Here is a 20,000-nt window from a genome sequence, read left to right as displayed (position 1 = left end):
GCGTGCGTGCGCCACTGTGCAGTCCGCCGGTCTGGCCAGCGTGCCTGGCGTGCTGCACGGCGACATCCGCGAACTGCACCTGGCGCCCGAGCAGCAGGAAGCGCTCGTCCCGCTCGCCTCGCCATTCGACCCGCTGAAAACGGTCGGCCCCGACGTCACTCCCCAGGAAGGCATCGCCCGCCACGCATGGGACCGCACCCAGGAGCCGGCCTGTGCTGTGGCGGCTGCCGCCGCAGCCGTCTGCCACGACGACCTCGTGTCCCTGGATGGCAGCCGCGGGCAGACCTGCCGGCGCCAGACCGACGTGCTCACCGACCTCGGCGCCGCGGGCCTGGCACGGGTGGCCCGGCAATCCGAGGCAGCCAGCTCGGCAGGAACCGACCGTCTGCGCAAACGTCTGCGCATCGGGCTGCACCGGGATGTTGAAGTCACCGGCGTGCGATCGAGCCAAGACTCCGTGGTCATGCAGGACTGCTGCTCGGCGTTGCCCGTGTTGGAGCGCTCAACCGGGATGCCGGGCACCGTAGTACGCTGACCGGACCACCACGCCGGGCCTCCCGATTCGGGATCAGGCCGGACCCGATCGCCATGGACCTCCAAGCCCTTACACACGAGGAAATGCACGCGTTCCTGCAGCGTGAGCGCATCCTGCGCCTGGGCCTGGATGCCGACGGTGAACGCTACCTGGTGCCGTTGGGTTACGTGTGGCTTGACGGGTGCATCTGCTGCGTCACCCTCCCGGGTCGGAAGACGCAAATGCTGGGGCGCAATCCGAGGGTGTCCTTCCAGATGGACGACTCGGCCACGCGGGGCGTGTTCGACTGGACCAGCGTGAGCGGGGAAGGGCTCGTCGAGTTCGTTGGCGATCCGGCACGAGCGCAGGAGATCCTGCGGGTCTTTCTCGCACGGTTTGCGGACATGCCGCAATGGGCGGCCAGGCAGTACGAGGAGCGGGTGATGGCCGGGACGCTGGTCTTCCTGCAGATCACTGTGCTGGGAATGTCGGGGCGGATCGGAGCGCCGCCCGGGTCGTGAACCTCACCGCGTGCATGCGTGCGGCGGCCGCTGGCCGGCTCGGCCTGCGTGCACGTGCTTCCCGGGGACGGTTGTGGGCGGCGCGGTGTTGAGCGTGCCCGTCGCGTGAAGAGCGCGGCGGCCTTGTAGCGTGCCATGAAGGCCGCGTGCTCTGCGGCGTCCAGGTGTCATCGACCACCGGGACACAGTCCTTCCCGGTTCTCATGTACTTCTTCCTTCCATGCAGCCAGCCAGACGCTGGCAGCGCGCATGGCGCGCCATGCGGATCACCCGCTGCAGGCAACCAGCACGAATCTGCGCAGCGCTGCACGAGTCAGTGAACCGCCGCTTGATAAGGCCGGGCGCATAGGGGATTTCATGCCCACTCTCTGGACCAAGGCATGGCCTGGCAATCGCCACACTCCGGTTCTCGCTTGGTCGCGGCCGTGAGCGGACCACCGAACAACGATGGACAACCTCGCGAACCTGGGCGCCGCGTTGGTCCATGGCCCGCCGTTGCCAGGGCCGAGGGCTTGTCAGGGAGGAGCCTTCCTTCGCGCACGAGCTCCTGCGCGAGTTGGGACAGCAGGGCAGACCGCTGTCGTCGCGCTTGCCGTAGCGGTAGACCGGTTCTCAATCCCGCTGCTCACGTCGGCGCTCGCGCAGCATGAACAGGTAAAGGCTTTCCACCTTTTCGCGCGCCCATGGCGTCTTGCGCAGGAACTTCAGGCTCGACGACACGCTGGGCTGGCTGCTGAAGCACCGCACAGGCACCCGCTCGGCGAGACCGGCCCAGCCGTAATGGTCAGCCAGTGCTGTGACGATCATCTCCAGAGTCATGCCATGGAGTGGATTGCGTGGCTGGGCCGGCGGCGGTGTGATGTTGCTCATCGTGCATTTTCGCAGCCCCCTGCGCCGATCCCGTCCATCGCCGCTCAGTGAGCAGTCTCTAAGGTGGCCGCGCCTGAACGGCATCGCTGTCGTCATCCGGTGAGCGGGCCCACCGCGCGACTGATCCGCAGTGGCGAGCGCATGAAGGCGTTGCTGGACGACCTGCTTGACTGCAGCCGCACGTCGCTGGACCTCGGGCTGCCGGTGTGGCCAGTGCCTTGCGATCTGGCTTGTGCCAGGAGAAGGTCGAATTGCAGGGAGCCGCGCTGCCCGGCTGCCGCCTTGAGGCCCTGTTCGAGCCGCTGCGCCGGGCCGCCCACGGCCACGCCAAGGTCGAGCGCACCAGCACGGGACTGGGCCCGTTCATCGTCCGGCAGGTGGCCCAGGCCCGCGGCGGCATGGTGAGCATGGACTTGGCCAATTGTCCGCACGGTATTCACCGTCGTGCTGCCCACGACGCCGCGCCAGCAGCGCCGCACTGACTGAACATCCGGGGGTGTCGGTGGCAGCAGTAAAGGGGGCACGCAGATCTTCGGAAACCACGTGCAGCGACCCGGGGTGTTCGAAGAACCACGCAGCATGCATCCGCTTCCGGGAACGGCATCCCGCAACTTGCCGGGCGCGTACAAGGGCGACCCCGACGTGGTAGGGTGCACTGCAGCTTTCCCGATGACGCTGAGACGTGAACGAGTCGTGAAACCCACCAGCTTGAAACGGCACTGGTAGCAGCGTTGCTCGTGTCTCGACAGGCCCGTTTGGCGCGCCGACGTGTGCCTGGGACTATTTGACCATGCAACCTGTTTTTCCCGATGTTCTCGTCCGCGCCCGACTCGGCGGGTTCAGTGCAGCTCGCTGCGAGGTGCTGAGCCACCAATTGCCCGCAGCCATCGCCTCCTTGTGGCGCCGCCGTGCCTGGGAAGTGCCCCAGGGCAGCCTGGACGACTTCGTCACCTTGGGGTGGATGAACTGGAGCCGCGGCGCACTGCTGCTGACGCCGGCCGGACAGATCGTGCACGACAGGGTCGTGGCTCAGGGAGCAACGCCATGAGACCAGGCGAGCAGGCCGAGCTTGAGAGACAGGGTGCCAAGGCCGCCGTGCGCGGTGACGAGGCAGGATCGAATCCGCTGCTGCAGCAGCGGAACATGCCCGCCTCGACAGGCGAGGCACTTCAGGAATGGGGACGCCGGTACGACGCTTGGCGAGCAGGCTACGAGCAGCAGGTGCTCAAGGCGGCTCCACGCGGCTGGACACGGATTGGGCGCTGACACGCGCAACTGGTGCGCGGCCGGCCAGCGTGCTCGGACGGTTCCTGTCTGCCGGACCTGTGCTTGTGAGCGCGTGCCGCGCGCAGAACGGCGCCAGCATGGCGGCAACGGCCGAGTGCCTCGGGCGGGTCGGTAGCAGCGGTGATGCGGTACCGCCGCCCGGTGGCGTCAGGTCAGGAATGCGGCTGCAGCCTGATTTCCGTTCCGGCGTGCGCCAACATCTGGTCGGCGTAGTACCAGCGCCAGGTGAAGTACCGGTACTGCTCACGCTGCAAATTGGCCTGGTTCTTCTGGTCGGACCAGACCTTCACGGCCGCGTTGTCCTGCTTGTCGTCCGAGGTGCGTTCGGGCAGCGAGGGTACCGAGAGGTGATCCATGGCCGGCTGAAACCAGCTCGGGATCTCGGTGGGCGCTTGCGCCGCAAAGTGGGCGCGTAGATCGTCGGGGGACATAGGCGGCGGTGGCTCACGGTGGTTGGTGGACCGCCAAGCATGCAACAGCACCTGGGAACCGTCTTCCCAACTTGCCAGCCAGCCTGTTGTTTCCAAAGCTTTCACCTCGCCTGGGACACCCAGTGCGGCCGGGCGGCACGTACTTGCCGGGGGTCGCCATGAGACCGGCGTGGCCCAGCAGCGTGCCGGTCACGTCAAACGGCACATCGACCGTCAGGCTCATGACGGTGTTGCATAAACGCGAATCGAAGGTCTTGCGCGCCGTACCCACCTGGACTGCATGTTGCATCGCACAATGACCTTGGTTCGGTGGTGACGCCGGGAAGGAATCCAATGCACACGCTCCGGGCAGTGGCGCTGATTGAGCAGGCGGTGCGGCTTGCCGATGCGCGGTTCCCTGGAGACGCGCTGGCAGAGGTCTGCCGCTGCGCGTCCTGGGAAGAGCGACAGGCCGTGATGTCCATCGTGCATTCGCGCTCAGCGCTGGCTGGTTATCCTGCGACACCGCAGCAGGTCATGGCCGCGCTGCGCCAGATGGTGCATGGCGACGCCTTGTAGCGAGTCTTCCAGAGGCGTGCCTATTCCGGCAGCGTAGCGAAAGGCGTGAGACAGACATGGATGTGCGACGGAGGAACAACGTTCATGTGATGGGCGGGGGACCGGCGACCATGATGTTTTCGCATGGTTTTGGCTGCGACCAGAACATGTGGCGGTTGATGACACCCTCGTTTCAGGACTGCTTCCGGATCGTGTTGTTCGACTTGGTCGGCAGCGGCCTGTCCGACCTCGCGGCCTACGACCGCGCCAAGTACGGCACCCTCCAAGGCCATGCGGACGATGTCCTCGAGATTGCGGAGCGGTTCGCAAACGGGCCGGTCGTCTTCGTCGGTCATTCGGTGAGTGCCATGATCGGCATGCTGGCGGATCTCGCGGCGCCAGGGCGTTTCGCGGCACAGGTGATGATCGGGCCGTCACCTTGCTACATCAACGACGGCTCCTACGTGGGCGGCTTCACCCGCTCCGACATTGGCTCCCTCCTGGAGACGCTGGAGAGCAACTACCTCGGCTGGTCCAGCACCATGGCACCCGCCATCATGGGCGCACCCGACCAGCCGGCGCTGGGCGCCGAGCTGACGAACAGCTTTTGCCGCACCGACCCCGAGATCGCCAAGCACTTCGCGCGGGTGACGTTCCTGTCCGACAACCGCGCCGATCTGCCCCGGCTGCAGACCCCCACGCTCATCCTGCAGTGCAGTGACGACCTGATCGCCCCGAGGGCCGTCGGTGAATACATGTGCCGCGCGCTGCCGCACGCCACGCTGCGCGTGGTCGAGAACGTCGGGCACTGTCCGCACCTGAGCGCGCCGTGTGCCAGCACGACCGCCATCAACGAGTTCCTGGGCTTGGTGTTGGGCTGAGGATGGAGCAGCGCGAGACTGCCGGGGCATTACCGCAAGCGGATGCCGAGTCCCTCTACGAGAACGCCGCTTGCGGCCTTCTGGTGACGCTGGCCGACGGCGTCATCCTGCGCGTCAACCACACCTTCTGCGCCTGGGTGGGCCGTGAGGCCGAGGAGCTGGTCGGGCGCGCCAAGGTGCAGGACCTGCTCAGCATGGGCGGGCGCATCTTTCACCAGACGCACTGGACGCCTTTGCTCGCGATGCAGGGCTCGGTTGCCGAGGTCAAGCTCGACGTGCTGCATCGTGACGGCCGGCCACTGCCGATGGTCTTCAACGCCGTCAGGCACACCAGCGCGACTGGCACGTGGCACGAGCTGGCCGTGTTCCTTGCCCACGACCGCCACAAGTACGAGAAGGAGCTGCTGCTGGAGCGCAAGCGCGCTGAGGGACTGCTTGCCCGCCACCAGGAGGCGCAGCGGGCGCTGGCCGTGGCCCAGGAGGAGCGCGACCGGCAGAAAACGGTGGCCGAGGACCGCGCCCTGTTCGCGGAGCAGATGATGGCCATCGTGAGCCACGACCTGCGCAACCCGCTGTCTGTAATCCGCATGAGCACCCACCTGATCGGCATGGGCGAGCTGTCGTCCAACCAGCTGCGGGCGCTGGGCAGGCTGAGCGCGTCGACCTTGCGTGCCACGCGGCTGATCGCGGACCTGCTTGATTTCACCCAGGCGCGGCTGGGCAACGGGCTGCAGGTCCACCTGGAGCCGATCGACCTTCATGCGCTGGTGGCAGAAAGCGTCGAGGACCTGCGGCTGGCGTTCGAGGGGCGCAGCATCGTGCACCAGCAGCGTGGACGCGGCGCCTGCGTCGCCAGCAGTGACCGCCTGGTCCAGATGATTGGCAACCTGGTCGCCAACGCCATCACCTACGGCGCGCCGGACAAGCCCGTCGTCGTGACCTCGGCCATTGACGACAGGACGTTCTCGATCGCCGTCGGCAACGAAGGGGCTGTCATCGCCGCGGAGCTGCTGCCGCACCTGTTCGACCCCATGACACGCGGCCAGAGCGCGCAGGAGGGAACGCACAGCGTCGGCCTGGGCCTCTTCATCGTTCGCGAGATCGCGCGTGCGCACCGCGGATCGGTGACGGTTACATCCGCCAACGGCGCCACCACCTTCACCGCACTGTTGCCCCGCGCGGCTGAAACGGCTGCCTGAAGACGGTGCTGGCCGTGACGGTGCGCTGCGGACTTCAGCCAGCGCGCGAGCTGCAACGGTTCGACGCGCCGCGGAGGCGCAATCCAGAGCCGGCGTCAGCAGCTGACCTTCTGGGGGTCGCACAAGTGCAGGAGCGCTTGTCTTCGACCCCGAAGGGCGTCCCAGTGTCATAAGCCGAGGGTGGAAATCTGGCGCGAAGGCTTCTCCATGGGCGAAATGCTTGTTGGAGGCAGCTGTGCCCATGCGTGCGATTCGATTGAAGCCGAGTTTGGGAAAACGGCTGGTCACAGGGAGTGCTCAAGCGTGAAGGCCTCGGCTATCGCGACAAGCCCGGGCCAAGCGACTCGAAGCAGCTTGTTCACGGTTCGGGGCGCCGCTGAAGTGGCTGTTCACGATCTTTCGTACGAGGCTGGACAAAAGATGGCACAGTGCGTGCACATGCAAATTTCATCCCCACTGCAGTTGCCCGAGTCGCTGACTGCCATCTTCAACCGCTTCGCCACCAGCTACAGCAGTGCCGGCATGCGGTTTTCCGATTTCCCAGGCCGCTGGCTGGCTTTCGAGGCTGACGAGCTTGAGCGCGGCGTGGAGCGTCCCCTGCTCGACATCGAGCCACCACAAGACGATGTTCTGGAGGCGAAGGACAAGTTCGATTCCGATGCAATGCTGGCCGCCGGCGCGGGGGTTGAAGTCATCATCGTCAGCATGTATCTGGCGCAGCAGTCCATGGTTGTGCGCAGGGCTGGTGAGAGCGAAGGGCTTGCCCCCTCTGGTCCCATGCTGTCGATCTCGGTAAGTAGCAGCGAACAGTCGTTGGGCGTGTCCGGGTACGTCGAGCTCGACAGCCAAGGCTCGCCGGTGCGGGTTGGTCAGCTGTTGCCGCTGTTCAACGTCAGCAAGGACGTTCTCCAGGAAGCCTGAGCCAGGGGGCCGGCCGGGCCGATGCCCGGCTGTGCTCGGCATGGGGCTGAGCGCGGATGGACGATCCCGATGAGGCCCCGGGCTTTCTGAGATGGTCAGTGCGAGCCGCCAGACCGGCATTTGCGGCACCAACCGCTCCTGAAATGCATGCCAAGTCAACGGCTTGGCGCACAGCCACTGGTGCCGTGCCTTGCCGGGCAAATGGCAGGCAGTAGCGCCAACTGATGTCCGCGTCCACGGCCCTGATGGCGTTGACGCTCTGGACTGTGCCAGCTTCAGTTCTCATACGCGGCCTGGCGTGCAGCCGCTGCCGCAGATGCACGGCGTAGCCAGCTGAACAGCGCACGCCACGGTGTTCAGGTCGAACTTGTCCGAGGCTCGGTGAGCGTGAGCAGGATGTCGGCGTACCAGGCGCAGTTCAGTCCGAGTGCCTCGTCCTGGCCCTGGTCGCGGTCGGCAATGTCCATGCGCGACGAATGCACGCCCAGCAGTTTCCATGGAAGGGCGTGGGCAGCTGGGGACGGGCTGGCATCGCGCATCAGCACCGGCGCTCCGCTGGTACCGCGGTGGGTGCGCGCATCTGTCAGGAAGTAACCCTTGCCCTGGAAGCGCATGCCGTAGGAGGATGCAATGACGGCTTGACGCACCACCGGGAGGTGGTGCAACAGGTCGTGGAAGCCCAGGGGAAAGCCAACGACCAGCAGCGCCGCGCCGACCTCGATCTCGTCGTGCACCGTTGGCAGATGCGCCGGCGTGAAGGCCTCCAGCACGCAGTGCTGTGGCAGCGAAGCGCGCTCGATCTCGATTACCGCGACGTCGATCTCGCCACCACCGTCGGTACCGTCGCACCATACGCTCTGGCCTTCGCGGTACAGCAGCATGGACAGCCCGGTAGAGCGGGTGAGGTTGTCCGGATCGGTATGTAACTCGATCTCGATACGGTCGGGAAAATGCTGGCTCGGCTCATCGATGACCACATGCCGGCTCGTCACCAGATAAAGTCGGCTCTCGCGTTCGAAGAAGAAGCCGCTGGCCCCGGTCAGCGCTTGTTGCCCATTGAAGGTCCCGATGCGGGCCGCCGAAAGCAGGATGGATTCGGGCGGTTTCAAGGGACTGTGGTTCATGGCAAGCACTCCTTGAGCGGTGAGGCGTTCCGTCCACCAGGGCGTTGGCGTTCAGGACGTGGGCAGGCAACACCCTTCAGGGGCGAGCGCTTGCCGTGGCTACAGCACCCGGATATTGGAAGCCTGCGGCCCTTTCCGGCCCTCAGTGATCTCGAATTCCACGCGTTGGTTCTCGACGAGTGTCTTGAAGCCGCCGCTCTTGATTTCGCTGAAGTGGGCAAACATGTCCTTGCCACCGTTATCAGGCGTGATAAAGCCAAAGCCCTTGGGTTCATCAAACCATTTCACGGTGCCGGTTTCGGTGGTCATGTGTCAATCCTTGTAGATACAGTTCGAAAACACGGGGTGCCGCAAGTGCCCCCAGTGATTTCACGGTGCGATCGGTCGAGTCGATGCGTTCAGGAAGCCACGGAAATGACCGCCGTAAGCCGTGTGGGGAGTATGGTTAAAGCACGCGAATGCTGGAAGCCTGGGGACCCTTCTGGCCTTGCGTGACTTCGAATTCCACACGCTGGTTCTCAGTGAGGGTTTTGAAGCCGCCGCCCTTGATTTCCTTGAAATGGGCAAACAGGTCCTTGCCGCCGTTGTCAGGCGTGATGAAGCCAAAGCCTTTGGTTTCGTTGAACCATTTCACGATGCCGGTTTCAGTCGTCATGTCGTCAATCCTTGCAGGAACAGTTGGATAAAAGGGGGCCGTGGGGGCTTACAGCGCGCGGATGTTGGAAGCCTGCGGGCCCTTCTGGCCCTGCGTGACTTCGAATTCCACACGCTGGTTCTCGGCGAGCGTCTTGAAGCCGCTACCCTTGATTTCCTTGAAATGGGCAAACAGGTCCTTGCCGCCGTTGTCAGGCGCGATGAAGCCAAAGCCCTTGCCTTCGTTGAACCATTTCACGGTGCCAGTTTCGGTCGTCATGTCGTCAATCCTTGTTGGGATGGGGGAGGAAAAAGTGGAAAGGCCCCAGCTCTTGCTGGTGCGGTGAATCAGCTTCCTTGCCAGGAAGCCAAAGTCGTGGGGTGTCGCTGCAGCCTGGAGCATCAACGCCTACGCTGTTGGGCTGACATGGGCGGTCCACGGCGTTCCAGGTGCCGGAACGTGATGCGACCCTTGCTGAGGTCGTAAGGCGAGAGTTCCAGCGAGACGTTGTCGCCCGCCAGGATGCGGATGTGGTGCTTCTTCATGCGGCCGGCGGCGTAGGCCACCAGCACATGCCCATTTTCCAGCTTCACGCGAAAACGCGAATCCGGCAGGACCTCGCCGACCACGCCCTGCATTTCGATCAGTTCTTCCTTGGCCATGGAGTTACTCCGGTGTGTGTAAAGGACGAGAAATTCGGGCAGCGCCGGCCGGGGCCTGATGGTCAGCGGCACGGCTGATCCAATCCAGTCCTTGAGCGGTGGCGTACTGCAGGGCAGCTTCCCCGGAGTTGAATTCCGGTACGAAGCGCATGACGCGGTCGTGGGTGGCGCTGCCGTGCCCGCTGCGAATGGAAACGGAGGCGGCGTAGCGGCTTGGCCCGAGATGTCGGGTCAATGGGGAGACAAGGTACTTGCCTACCCGTAAAGATTTATTAATGAGGGGCTTTCGGCGGTCCGGCCCTCACTTGGGGCCGGCCGGGTCTGACTGAAGTGGCGTGCAAGGTGCACGCACAGGCGGCGGATGAACTCGGTCCGGGCGCCAAGCTGGCAGGGGTATTCGCTGCGAGCCAAGGGCAACCAGAACATTGAGATCGCCGAAGCAATCAGCAGCTCTGGAGCAGGAGGGAGATCAACTCGTGATCCGGGCGCCGCATCGAAAGTGACCTTTTGCAAGGTCACTTGCTACAAGCGCCAGTGAATTAATGTAGCACCTTTGGCTCCGGGCTGTGCGTGAAAAATTCGCTGGCCTTGTTTGGGGCGGGGCCATCGACTACATCGCGGAAGCACTGCCTTTTTGGGAAAAGCCTAGCGTTGAGCCTCTACAGCGCCTGTTCTGCACCCTGGCGTCTGATTTTTGAAACGCTGCATGGGCTGTTTTTATGGATGTCATTCCTCGTTTTCGAGGCGGCGGCAGGCAGTGACTGTCTGTGTCAGGCTTTTTTGATGGACGTTAAGTCAGGCCAGTTGCCTCCGCAGCTTCTGCGCGGGATGGTGCTCAAGCGCCGGAGCGCCCGTTGAAGGGCCAGGCGCTTCCCCGGCTGCGGGTGTTTGCCGAGCCCAACGGCTCGGGAACACCGCCTTCCCTATCTTGACGCCAGGAACTCTTGCACCGCCTTGACCGTCGCGTCGGGCGCCTCTTCCATCAGCCAATGGCCGGTGCCCGGCACGACCAGTTCCGTCACGTCCGAAGCGGCATTGCGCATCACCACCGCCTCGTTGGCGCCAAAGGATTTTTCGCCGCCGATGGCCAGCACCGGCATGGTCAGCCTGGTTCGCACGAGCTCGGCATTGTCCTGCGCGTCCTTGCGGATCGATTGGAACTGGACGAACGCGGCGCGCATGGCGCCGGGTCGGGCATAGAGCCTGGCGTAGTGCGCGCGCGTGCCTTCGTCGACCTTGCGCGGGTCGCCCGCGAAGTCGTTCCAGAAGCGGTCCAGGTAGATCCGCTCACGGCCTCGCACCAGGCGCAGCGCGTCCTTGCCGCCGAAGTCGAAGTGCCACAGCAGCGGCAGCCGCACGATCTGCTCCCAGGGCGGGACGCCAGGGACCAGCGCGTCCATCACCACCAGCGTGGCGGTCTTGTCCGGGTAGCTGGCCGCGTAGGCGTAGGCCACCATGGTGCCGATGTCGTGGCCGACGACATGGGCCTTGTCGATGCCCAGCTTGTCCAGCACGGCGCGGATGTCGGCCGCCTGCGTCTTCTTGTCATAGCCGCCTGCGGGCCTGGAGGACAGCCCCATGCCGCGCAGGTCGGGGACGACGACACGGTGGTCCCTGGCCAGGGCCGCCGCCATCAGTGCCCACATGTCGCCGGTGTCGCCAAAGCCATGGAGCAGCACCACGGCCGGCCCGCTGCCGCCGACGCGCACGTGCAGCGTGGCGCCCCCGGCGGCCTGGATCCGCTGGGCCTTGAAGCTGGCCGGATAGGGCCGGGGCTGCGCCAGGGCCGGCAGCGCGGCGGCCGCCAGCACCATCAAACCAGCGCTGAGCCCGTGCCTGAGGTGGTTGAGCATGATGCGCTTGCCTTGCAGTTCAGGTGCGGGTGATGGACACGCCGCCGTCCACCAGCGATGCCGTGCCGGTGACGAACGCGGCGTCGTCCGAGGCCAGGTACAGGACCGAGCGGGCCAGCTCCTCCGGCCTGGCGACGCGCTTGAGCGCATGCAGCTGCGTCACGAAGGCCTGCGACTCGGGCGTGTTGTTGTTGCTCCGGTACATGTCGGTGTCCACCGCACCGGGCAGGACGGCATTGACGCGCACGCCTTGCGCTCCGAACTCGGCGGCCAGTGCCTGGGTCAGCCCGATCAGCCCGGACTTGCTGGCGGCGTAGGCCGCCATGCCCGGGAAGGCGAAGGTGTGGCCCACGAAGGTGGACGTGAAGATGACCGAGCCGCCACCGCCTTGCCGGAGCATTTGCGCGATCTGGTGCTTGGCGCCCAGGAAGGCCCCGGTGAGGTTGATGGCCAGGGTGTCGCTCCACCCCGTCTCGGACACTGCGGTGCTCGGTCCGCCTTCGCCCAGCGTGCCGGCGTTGTTGAACGCGATGTCCAGGCGGCCGAAGCGCTCCACCGCCTGCGCCACCAGCGCCCGGGCGTAGTCCTCCGAACGCACGTCGCCGGCCAGGACGGCCGCCTGGCCACCCGCGGCGCGGATCTCCGCGGCCAGGTCGTCGAGTTCGCCCCGGCGTCGGGCGCCCACGACGACGTGTGCGCCTTCGGCGGCGAAGAGCCGGGCCGTGGCGCGGCCGATGCCTGCGCTGGCGCCGGTGATGAGGGCAACTTTTCCGGACAGGCGTCCCATGGTGATCTCCTGAAGCACGTTGAAGGGTGCGGCGCAGTGTGGGCGGCCGAAACCGTTCGGAATAGAGTGCGGGAGATGGACCTGCTTTCCGGAAAGTCCGAACAATGCTGAAGCTCGATGGACTCGCCAGCTTCGTGGCGGTGGCCGAGTCCGGCTCCACCAGCGCGGCGGCGCGGCGGCTGGGACTGTCGAAGTCGGTGGTCAGCGACCGGCTGGCCGAGGTGGAGCGCACGCTGGGCGCGCCGCTGCTGCACCGCACGACGCGCAAGCTCAGCTTGACCGAGGACGGGATGGCCTTTCTGGAGCGGGCCGCGCGCATCGTGCGCGAGGTGGAGGAGGCCACGGCCGACATGGCCCAGCGGCGCGGCACGTTGTCCGGCCCCTTGCGGGTCTCGGCGCCGGTCACCTTCGGCCGCCTGCATCTCGGGCCGGCGCTCTATCCGTTCCTGCAGCGGCACCCGCAGCTGGAGCTGACGCTGGAGCTCGACGACCGGCGCGTGGATGCCGCTGCAGACAGTTTCGACGCGGTGGTGCGCCACGGGGCGCTGGAAGACTCACGCCTGGTGGCCTGGGAGCTGGCACCGAGCCGGCGCTTGCTGGTGGCGGCACCCGGCTACCTGGAGCATCACGGCACGCCATGCTCGCTGGAGGAACTGCAGCGCCACCGCGGCATCTTCTACGCCAACCGCGGCGTGGCGGATTGGCGCCTGACGGGTCCGCGGGGTGTGCAACTTGTACGTGCGGGCATGGGCTTGCGCGTCAACAACGGCGATGTCATGCGCGATGCGGCGGTGGCAGGGCTGGGCATTGCGTTGCTGCCCACCTTCATCGCCGGCGATGCGATCCGCTCGGGCGCCCTGCACGTGATCGACGTGGGCTTGCAGGCCGCGGCGGAGACCATCTACGTGGCACATCCGGAAGGGCGGCGCGCCTCGGCCAAGCTGCGGGCTTTCGTGCAGTGCCTCAGGGACGCCTTTGGCACGCCGCCCTACTGGGAGGTGCTGCTCCCGGCTGGCTCACTGCCGGCGCCGTGATCTGCATGCGTCGAATCGGGAATAACAGGCCTCAATGGCCGCCGCTGCCGATATCGCATTTGCAACTGCCGAGACCAGGGACTGCACCGGGAAGGGCTACCCAGGCGGACCATGTCGTGCATGGCCTGGGACAACAATGGGCACCCGGCGGGCTCGAAAAATCGGCATGCGGCGTGATGTGAAGCACCCTTGAACGCGCAGCGCGCGCGAGGTCAGGCCGGGTGGATTCGGCCGGTGCGCGCGCCGCCGCCGGCTGCTCGGCTGATGGATCTCAAAATGGCGAGCCAGCAGCGGAGCAAAGTGGCGACGCCCGTCACGGGCAAGGAGTCGCCCGATGAAAACCTCGCATGAATTCGCGCGCGCGCGCCTGCGCGCCCTGGTTCTGATCCTCGTCGGCCCATGGCTGGCCGCCGTGCCGGGCCCCGCCCAAGCTGGCGTAACCGGCACGGTGGTGGGCTGGGGCAACAATGATGACGGCCAGTTGAACGTACCTGCGGGGCTCAGCGACGTCGTTGCCATTGCTGCGGGCGGCTTCCACACGGTGGCGCTCAGGAGCGACGGCACGGTCGTCGCTTGGGGTTACAACCATGCGGGCCAGACGGACGTACCCGCCGGGCTCACTGGCGTCAAGGCGGTTGCCGCCGGTCTCTTCAACACGGCAGCGGTCAAGACCGACGGCACGGTGGTGGTGTGGGGTGGAGCCTCCGACGTACCTGCCGGGCTCACCGGCGTCAAGGCAGTCGATTGTGGAACCTTCCACACGGTGGCGCTCAAGCGCGACGGTACGGTGGTGGCGTGGGGGTGGAACGGACTGGGCCAAACGGACGTCCCTGCCGGTCTCAACAATGTGCGAGCCATTGCTGCCGGGGACGGGCATACGGTGGCGCTCAAGGAAGACGGCACGGTGGTGGCTTGGGGCGACAACAGCCAGGGCCAGACAACCGTACCCGTCGGACTCAGCGGTGTACAGGCCATCGCTGCCGGTTACAAGTACACGGCGGCGCTCAAGGTCGACGGCACCGTGGTGGCGTGGGGCGACAACAGCCAAGGCCAGACGTCCGTGCCCGCGGGGCTGAACAACGTGCGAGCCATCAGCATCGGAACCCTTCACACGGTGGCGCTCAAGCGCGACGGCACGGTAGTCGCGTGGGGTTGGAATGAGACAGGCCAGGCAAGCGTTCCCGTCGGACTGCACAACGCGATGCGCGTCGCTGCCGGGGCTCACTTCACGGTGGCACTCAAGAGCAGCTATGAATTCGGTGGCTTGCGCGGTCCGGTGAACGCACCGCCAGTTGTCAACACGCTTGAGGCGGGTGCGGCGGTGCCCGTGCGGTTTAGCTTGGGAGGCAATCAGGGCTCGGACATCTTCGCTGGCAACTACCCGCGCTCAAGGACAGTTCCGTGCCGTGCTGACGCCAAGACGGACGAGATCGAGCACGCCGTGGACGTTGACGACAACAGCCTGAGGTACGACCCTGCCGCCGACCTCTACACCTACTTCTGGAAGACCGCCTCCAATTGGAGCGGCCAGTGCCGCAGGCTGGTCCTGCGCTTCGCCGATGGCATCGAGCGCACTGCGCTTTTCCAGTTCAGGTAGGTCTCGGGCTCAGCCCGAACCGCGACAAGGACCAGCGGGCCGATCTCGTCGCCGGGGCAACTGAGAGTCACGTCGGCCCGGCGAACAGGGCGAGGCAAAGCGCTTCAAGTGCTTGCCTCTGTTAGACGCGTGAGCTGATCCGACAGCAGGCAGCATTTGTCACGGCATTTTCTTATAAAAGATTATGAATGATTATCTGCGTTAAGTTGCTTTGGCTAAGATCTGCTGAAACCTGCCCGGATGACTTCTTGGCCTTGGCATATACCAATAGCTATGAGACCGTAGCACCTATCACGCCACGCGTTGTTTAGCGTTCGGGCCAGCATCCATGTCCGCTGTGAATGCTTCATCCGGGTCGCCCGAGCGCGATCTGGTCTTCTTCAGCTATCGCCACGACGCTGAGGGAAAGCGCTGGCTGTCGCTGGTGCGAGGTGCATTGGAGCCTTACCGGCTCACTGCATCTCTGGTTGGTTGGTCGGACCACGACATTCGGATAGGTGAGCAGTGGCACAGCCGTATCCTGGCCGCCATCGAGCGCACCCGTGTAGCGGTGCTGCTGGTCAACCACTCCTTTTTTGCGTCGGAGTACATCTGCCAGCAGGAGTTGCCGCGCCTGATTGCCGATGCACATGCTGGTCGGATCACATTGGTGTGCATGCTCATCGGTCCCGTCGACCCGGAATTGCTGCTCGAGCACGGGCTGGCGGGGTTTCAATTTCCCCATGACTTGCATATATCGCTGAACGAGCTGAGCAAGACGCGGCGTGAGCGCACGCTGGTTGAAGTAGCCGTTGCCGTGAAGAAGGCCTACGGCGCAGCCGGGACCACTACTGCAACACCACCAGTGCTCCCGCCAGCGGGCCGGCAAGGCGTGCCGGTCGTGCCAGTACAGGCCCAGCTTGGCAACGCCCCTCAGCAACGCCGGCTGTTCGAGGTGCCTGCACTGCCACGGCATTTCGTTGCGCGCGATGACGAACTGCACGCCATTCGTACTCAGCTGCTCCATGGACAGGACATTACTCACGGGTTGAGTGCCGCGCCCGGGCTCGGCCTGCATGGCATGGGGGGCATGGGCAAAAGCGTTATGGCCCAGGCGCTGTGCCATGACTCTGAGGTTGGCCTTGCCTTCCCGGATGGCATCGCTTGGCTGGCCCTGGGCCAGCAGCCCGATGTGCTGGCGCTGCAGAACCAGCTGCTGCGTCACTTCACGTCCGCGGTTGCGCCCGCAACCGGGATTTCCAAGGCTCGACAGCAACTGCGTGATGCTCTGGAGCAGCGCCGGGTACTGATCGTGGTGGACGACATCTGGGACGCCCGGCACTTCGAGCCGTTCGATGTGGTAGGTCCGCAAGGTCGTGTCCTAGTGACCACCCGCGACGCATCGATCCTGACCCAGGTCGGTGCTCGCCTTCATCCGCTGCACCGCCTTTTGCTGGCACCCGCGCAGGAGTTGCTCGCGCGCTGGAGTGGCTGCCCGGTAGGGCAACTGCCCAAGCCGGCCAGCCAGGTGGTCGAACTCATCCGTGGTCTGCCGCTGGCCTTGGCATTGGCGGGAGCCCAGGTGGCCGACGGCGTGAGTTGGTGCACGCTGGTTGAGCAGTTGCGCCGAGGGCAGATCGATTTCCTAGACCATCCGTACGCCAGCGTCTACGTAAGTCTGGGCCGCAGCTTTGACCATCTTTCGGACACTGAGCAGGAGCGCTACTTGGATCTCGCAGCGTTCCCCGAGGAGGAAGCCATTGCCGAGCCGGTGGTGGCGCGTCTGTGGCAGTACACCGGTGGTTTGAATGCAGCAGCCACCGAGAAACTGCTGGCTCGGTTGGAGCGCAAAGCACTCCTCTCCCTGGCAGGTGACGCGCCGAATAGAAGCATCACGTTGCACGACCTGCAGCGGGATTTCTTACGCTTACGCTGTGATGACCTGTCAGTGCTTCACGCGCAGGTGCTGGATGCATATAGGCATGCATTTAATTTGCCGCTGAAAGGACAGGGGTGGGCCCAGCTACCGTTAGACGAAATTTATATATGGCGTCACTTAGCGATGCATTTAGTGGCCGCCAACCGCAGTGAAGAGCTTTACGAGGTTTTACTTAGTTTTGAATGGATTTCGGCACGCTTAGCGTCCGAAATGCGGCAAAAAAACGCCCAGTGTGTTGCCGATATCGGTGCGATGCAAAGAGATTACGAGCGTTATGCTGCTAGGCCTGAAACTAAACTCGTGGGCCGCGCAATTGCAGCATCAGGGCACGTGATTGCACAATATCCAGAAACTCTAGCGCAACAGCTTTTTGGTCGCTTAGGAAGGCATGCGGAAGCAGCTATCAGCGCATTAAGTAATGTGGCCCATAAATATATTAGACAACATGACGCATGGATCCCTTGTCGTTCTACACTTGAGTCACCCTCCGCGCTGCTTCAAGTTTGCACTGGACACACACAAGAAGTAAACGGCATATTAATATTGTCCGACGGAAAGCAGGTCCTGTCATGGTCATGGGACAGCTTCCTGCGAATATACGACTTGGAACAGCCGGGATCTGAATCAAGAGTTCTGTCTGGACATCTGGATGGTGTCCATGGCGCCCTCTTGATTGATAACGAAAAAGGACTGATATCTTGGTCTCAAGACCGCACATTACGGCTATGGCGTCTTACTGAAGCTAAGTCCGAACCCCAGGTGTTGCGAGGACATAAGGGAAGTGTTGCAGGCGCACTGTTGTTGCCAAACAAAAAACAAGTTCTATCGTGGTCACGAGACTTTACATTGCGATTATGGGACCTAGACCGGCCGGGTTTTCCTTGCTGTTCATTGGAAGGGCATAAAAGTCAAGTCGATGGCGCACTATTGTTATCAGATGGCCATTATGCAGTATCTTGGTCTTGGGATCGTACGCTACGCTTATGGGACCTAACACAGCCCAACGCTGAACCTATAGTAATGTCTGGTCATGAAGGGAGCATTGATGACGTGCTGTTACTACCAGATGGTCACCGCATTCTGTCGTGCTCACGTGATGGCACATTGCGTCTGTGGGACACGCAGCAGTTGAAGGTCGAAGAGAGAGTTTTCCAAGGACACAAAGGTAGTGTGTGCGGCGCTCTGATAATGCCTGGTGGAAGTCAAGCATTGTCATGGTCGCTAGATCGCACATTACGTTTATGGCAACTCGATGAGAAAGAAGCTGCATCTCTAGTTTTCGAAGGGCACCAAGGGACGGTCAACGGTGCGCTAGCTTTGGGTGGTGGTGAACAGATATTGTCATGGTCCGCAGATGGCACGCTTCGGTTATGGGATATTGCAAAACCAGATGCCGATCCGCGAGTGTTTTCTGGGCACAGTGGGCCGATTTACGGTGTCCTATTGCTGTCGAATGAACGACGAGCATTGTCACGATCAATGGATGGAACACTTCGACTGTGGGATTTACAGCATCCGGAAGTTGAGTCGCGCGTGTTGCACGCGCATGAGAACGAAGTTGGCGGCATGTTATTACTTCCCGGCGAGCAGCGAGCCATTTCTTGGTCAGTGGACACAATGATAAGAGTATGGGACTTGGAGCAACCTCTCTATGAATTACCCACGTTGGCTAGATATAATGGCCAAGTTCAAGGCGTTGCTACTGTCAAAGGCAGTCAACACGTGATTTCTTGGTCGATAGACCAAACACTTTGCCTATGGGATTTGGATCAACCCAATGCTGAGCCAAGAATTATGGCTGGCCACAATAGTGGCATTGAAGATGTAGAAGTCTTGAATGACCTTAATAAGGCATTGTCATGTTCATGGGACGGAACATTGAGATTATGGGACTTGACGTTACCAGACGCTAAATCAGTGGTTTTTACGGGGCATGAAAATGCAGTCGTTGGTGCAGTAGTGCTACCCGATAGGAGTAAGGTACTTTCTTGGTCTGAAGACCGGACACTTCGCTTATGGGATTTGTTGAACCCCAATGCCGCACCATGCGTCTTGGAGGGGCACAGCGAATCGGTATATGGAGCCCTGATGCTACCTGGAAGCCAAGGCGCAGTATCCTGGTCTGAAGACTCTACTTTAAGGATATGGGATTTCACCCATATTACACAGCCGAAAGTGCTTCGAGGGCATGAAAGCACGGTAAATGGCGCGCTATTGTTCTCCTGCGACAAAAGGATGTTGTCATGGTCAGCTGATGGCACATTACGGTTATGGAATATAGAGCTAGGCGGCACTGAACTTCAGATATTGGAAGGGCATAAAGGATCGATCAACGGCGCAATGCTGTTGCCCGATGGGACTGGTGGCCATAAAGTATTGTCATGGTCAGAAGACAGCACGCTGCGCTTATGGAGTCTACAGGATTCAACCCACAACTCTTTGGTGCTTACAGGACATACGTCCTCCGTTTACGGCGCAAGAATCCTGCAAAAAGGAAAAGGGCTAATATCTTGGTCTCAAGATGGCAAATTGCAACTCTGGGAGCTTGATCGACCCAATGCAGAGCCACAAACGCTTTGTGGCCATAATGGAAAAATTTATGGTGTGCGCCTTATAAATAAGGGGCGCTTTGCAGTTTCATGGTCCGAGGATAGGACAATACGGCTTTGGGACTTGGAGTCCTATCAACCAATAGCGATTTACTCCTCTGATGCCACTGTCACTGCTGCAGTTGTCTCAAACGACGAAACGAAAATTTTTGTCGGTGACGCTATCGGAGGCGTCCAAGTTCTTGAGTTAAATATTATCTAAAAAATATTTGCATGTGCAGTCGATCGATCTGGAGTAACCGAATTGACGTCCCACTCGAACTGGCATCAGCATGCGCAAGGTAGTAGACATTACTACCGGAACTGAGAGGATCGTCCACCACAAGCGTTACGACACGCAGGCTATTTGACGTAACGCCCGTTGAATATCGGCGAATGGAATACGAAGATAAATGCGCTGGTGCGCGCATGGCGCTCAACTTCTAAACTGTGCAGCAAGTCCTAGAGCGGCATCACTTGGGGCATCCGTGCCCAATTCGCAGCCAATGTTGAGTCCAGTGTTCCGATGCCATCAGGCTAAGGAAGGTTATATGGGCGACCCCCGGATCGCAAGTAACGTTGTCGAGTGATGAAGCAGGAGGCAGGGCTGCAGTCTTATATCCGGCCTGTAGTGCAGGCTGG

At 62.7% G+C, this 20,000-nt stretch carries 23 protein-coding genes; 14 read left to right on the top strand and 9 right to left on the bottom strand.

Annotated features, from left to right (window positions below; all coding sequences use genetic code 11):
- Positions 1-49: 49 nt before the first annotated feature.
- Both H537_RS42660 and H537_RS0112630 read left to right on the top strand, forming a co-directional pair.
- Positions 50-535: a hypothetical protein gene (locus H537_RS42660; RefSeq protein WP_156901660.1), complete on the top strand. Its 486-nt coding sequence runs from the start codon at positions 50-52 to the stop codon at positions 533-535.
- A gap of 53 nt (positions 536-588) precedes the next feature.
- Positions 589-1,035, top strand: a complete 447-nt coding sequence (locus tag H537_RS0112630; protein WP_028998215.1) for a pyridoxamine 5'-phosphate oxidase family protein — start codon at positions 589-591, stop codon at positions 1,033-1,035.
- Between the two features lie 612 nt (positions 1,036-1,647).
- On the opposite strand, the gene H537_RS0112625 is transcribed toward H537_RS0112630, so the two are convergent.
- Entirely contained in the window at positions 1,648-1,905 is a 258-nt protein-coding gene (locus H537_RS0112625; RefSeq protein ID WP_028998214.1) for a VF530 family protein, read from the bottom strand.
- Positions 1,906-2,156: 251 nt separating this feature from the next.
- Here H537_RS0112625 and H537_RS0112620 point away from each other — a divergent pair, with 251 nt between their 5' ends.
- From H537_RS0112620 to H537_RS52735, 3 genes are all read left to right on the top strand, one after another.
- Complete coding sequence (locus tag H537_RS0112620) at positions 2,157-2,387, top strand: ATP-binding protein (protein ID WP_156901659.1); 231 nt, start codon at positions 2,157-2,159, stop codon at positions 2,385-2,387.
- Positions 2,388-2,779: 392 nt separating this feature from the next.
- Complete coding sequence (locus H537_RS42655) at positions 2,780-2,953, top strand: hypothetical protein (protein WP_169516997.1); 174 nt, start codon at positions 2,780-2,782, stop codon at positions 2,951-2,953.
- On the top strand, positions 2,950-3,171 hold the full coding sequence (locus tag H537_RS52735) for a CrpP-related protein (RefSeq protein ID WP_156901658.1): 222 nt from the start codon (positions 2,950-2,952) through the stop codon (positions 3,169-3,171). Before H537_RS42655 ends, H537_RS52735 begins: the two co-directional genes overlap by 4 nt.
- 173 nt (positions 3,172-3,344) lie before the next feature.
- Here the strand turns inward: H537_RS52735 and H537_RS52730 are convergent, their stop codons facing one another.
- Positions 3,345-3,728 (bottom strand): hypothetical protein, encoded by a 384-nt coding sequence (locus H537_RS52730; RefSeq protein WP_156901657.1) that lies wholly within the window; start codon positions 3,726-3,728, stop codon positions 3,345-3,347.
- A 246-nt stretch (positions 3,729-3,974) separates the two neighbouring features.
- On the opposite strand from H537_RS52730, the gene H537_RS0112605 reads away from it, so the two are divergent.
- From H537_RS0112605 to H537_RS0112590, 4 genes are all read left to right on the top strand, one after another.
- On the top strand, positions 3,975-4,181 hold the full coding sequence (locus H537_RS0112605; RefSeq protein ID WP_156901656.1) for a hypothetical protein: 207 nt from the start codon (positions 3,975-3,977) through the stop codon (positions 4,179-4,181).
- 56 nt (positions 4,182-4,237) lie between these two features.
- Positions 4,238-5,041, top strand: coding sequence for an alpha/beta fold hydrolase (locus H537_RS0112600; protein WP_028998210.1), 804 nt, complete (start codon positions 4,238-4,240; stop codon positions 5,039-5,041).
- Positions 5,042-5,043: 2 nt separating this feature from the next.
- Positions 5,044-6,240 (top strand): sensor histidine kinase, encoded by a 1,197-nt coding sequence (locus H537_RS0112595; RefSeq protein WP_051242472.1) that lies wholly within the window; start codon positions 5,044-5,046, stop codon positions 6,238-6,240.
- 180 nt (positions 6,241-6,420) lie between these two features.
- Positions 6,421-7,161, top strand: coding sequence for a hypothetical protein (locus tag H537_RS0112590; RefSeq protein ID WP_156901655.1), 741 nt, complete (start codon positions 6,421-6,423; stop codon positions 7,159-7,161).
- A gap of 356 nt (positions 7,162-7,517) precedes the next feature.
- Here H537_RS0112590 and H537_RS0112585 read toward each other — a convergent pair whose 3' ends face one another.
- From H537_RS0112585 to infA, 5 genes are all read right to left on the bottom strand, one after another.
- Complete coding sequence (locus H537_RS0112585) at positions 7,518-8,285, bottom strand: S1 family peptidase (RefSeq protein WP_028998207.1); 768 nt, start codon at positions 8,283-8,285, stop codon at positions 7,518-7,520.
- A 99-nt stretch (positions 8,286-8,384) separates the two neighbouring features.
- Entirely contained in the window at positions 8,385-8,594 is a 210-nt protein-coding gene (gene cspE, locus H537_RS0112580) for a transcription antiterminator/RNA stability regulator CspE (protein ID WP_028998206.1), read from the bottom strand.
- A gap of 136 nt (positions 8,595-8,730) precedes the next feature.
- A complete protein-coding gene (gene cspE, locus H537_RS0112575; protein ID WP_028998205.1) occupies positions 8,731-8,940 on the bottom strand; it encodes a transcription antiterminator/RNA stability regulator CspE in 210 nt (69 codons plus the stop codon).
- Positions 8,941-8,988: 48 nt separating this feature from the next.
- Positions 8,989-9,198, bottom strand: coding sequence for a transcription antiterminator/RNA stability regulator CspE (cspE, locus tag H537_RS0112570; protein WP_028998204.1), 210 nt, complete (start codon positions 9,196-9,198; stop codon positions 8,989-8,991).
- A gap of 122 nt (positions 9,199-9,320) precedes the next feature.
- Positions 9,321-9,581, bottom strand: a complete 261-nt coding sequence (gene infA / locus H537_RS0112565) for a translation initiation factor IF-1 (protein WP_028998203.1) — start codon at positions 9,579-9,581, stop codon at positions 9,321-9,323.
- Between the two features lie 651 nt (positions 9,582-10,232).
- Here infA and H537_RS52725 point away from each other — a divergent pair.
- Positions 10,233-10,439: a hypothetical protein gene (locus H537_RS52725; RefSeq protein ID WP_156901654.1), complete on the top strand. Its 207-nt coding sequence runs from the start codon at positions 10,233-10,235 to the stop codon at positions 10,437-10,439.
- Positions 10,440-10,504: 65 nt separating this feature from the next.
- Here H537_RS52725 and H537_RS0112555 read toward each other — a convergent pair whose 3' ends face one another.
- Entirely contained in the window at positions 10,505-11,395 is an 891-nt protein-coding gene (locus tag H537_RS0112555) for an alpha/beta fold hydrolase (protein WP_211235004.1), read from the bottom strand.
- A 58-nt stretch (positions 11,396-11,453) separates the two neighbouring features.
- Entirely contained in the window at positions 11,454-12,221 is a 768-nt protein-coding gene (locus H537_RS0112550; protein WP_028998201.1) for an SDR family oxidoreductase, read from the bottom strand.
- Between the two features lie 104 nt (positions 12,222-12,325).
- Between H537_RS0112550 and H537_RS0112545 the strand changes: the two genes are divergently transcribed.
- The 4 genes from H537_RS0112545 (at position 12,326) to H537_RS52715 (ending at position 19,581) form a co-directional block, all read left to right on the top strand.
- Positions 12,326-13,255, top strand: coding sequence for a LysR family transcriptional regulator (locus tag H537_RS0112545; protein WP_028998200.1), 930 nt, complete (start codon positions 12,326-12,328; stop codon positions 13,253-13,255).
- A gap of 189 nt (positions 13,256-13,444) precedes the next feature.
- Complete coding sequence (locus tag H537_RS52720) at positions 13,445-13,606, top strand: hypothetical protein (RefSeq protein WP_156901653.1); 162 nt, start codon at positions 13,445-13,447, stop codon at positions 13,604-13,606.
- Entirely contained in the window at positions 13,590-14,852 is a 1,263-nt protein-coding gene (locus H537_RS49135; protein ID WP_051242470.1) for a PxKF domain-containing protein, read from the top strand. Before H537_RS52720 ends, H537_RS49135 begins: the two co-directional genes overlap by 17 nt.
- A 328-nt stretch (positions 14,853-15,180) precedes the next feature.
- Positions 15,181-19,581, top strand: a complete 4,401-nt coding sequence (locus tag H537_RS52715; protein ID WP_156901652.1) for an NB-ARC domain-containing protein — start codon at positions 15,181-15,183, stop codon at positions 19,579-19,581.
- Positions 19,582-20,000 lie beyond the last annotated feature (419 nt).

This window comes from Azohydromonas australica DSM 1124, assembly GCF_000430725.1.
Classification (GTDB): Bacteria; Pseudomonadota; Gammaproteobacteria; order Burkholderiales; family Burkholderiaceae_C; genus Azohydromonas; species Azohydromonas australica.
This window is presented reverse-complemented; position numbering and strand designations above follow the sequence as displayed.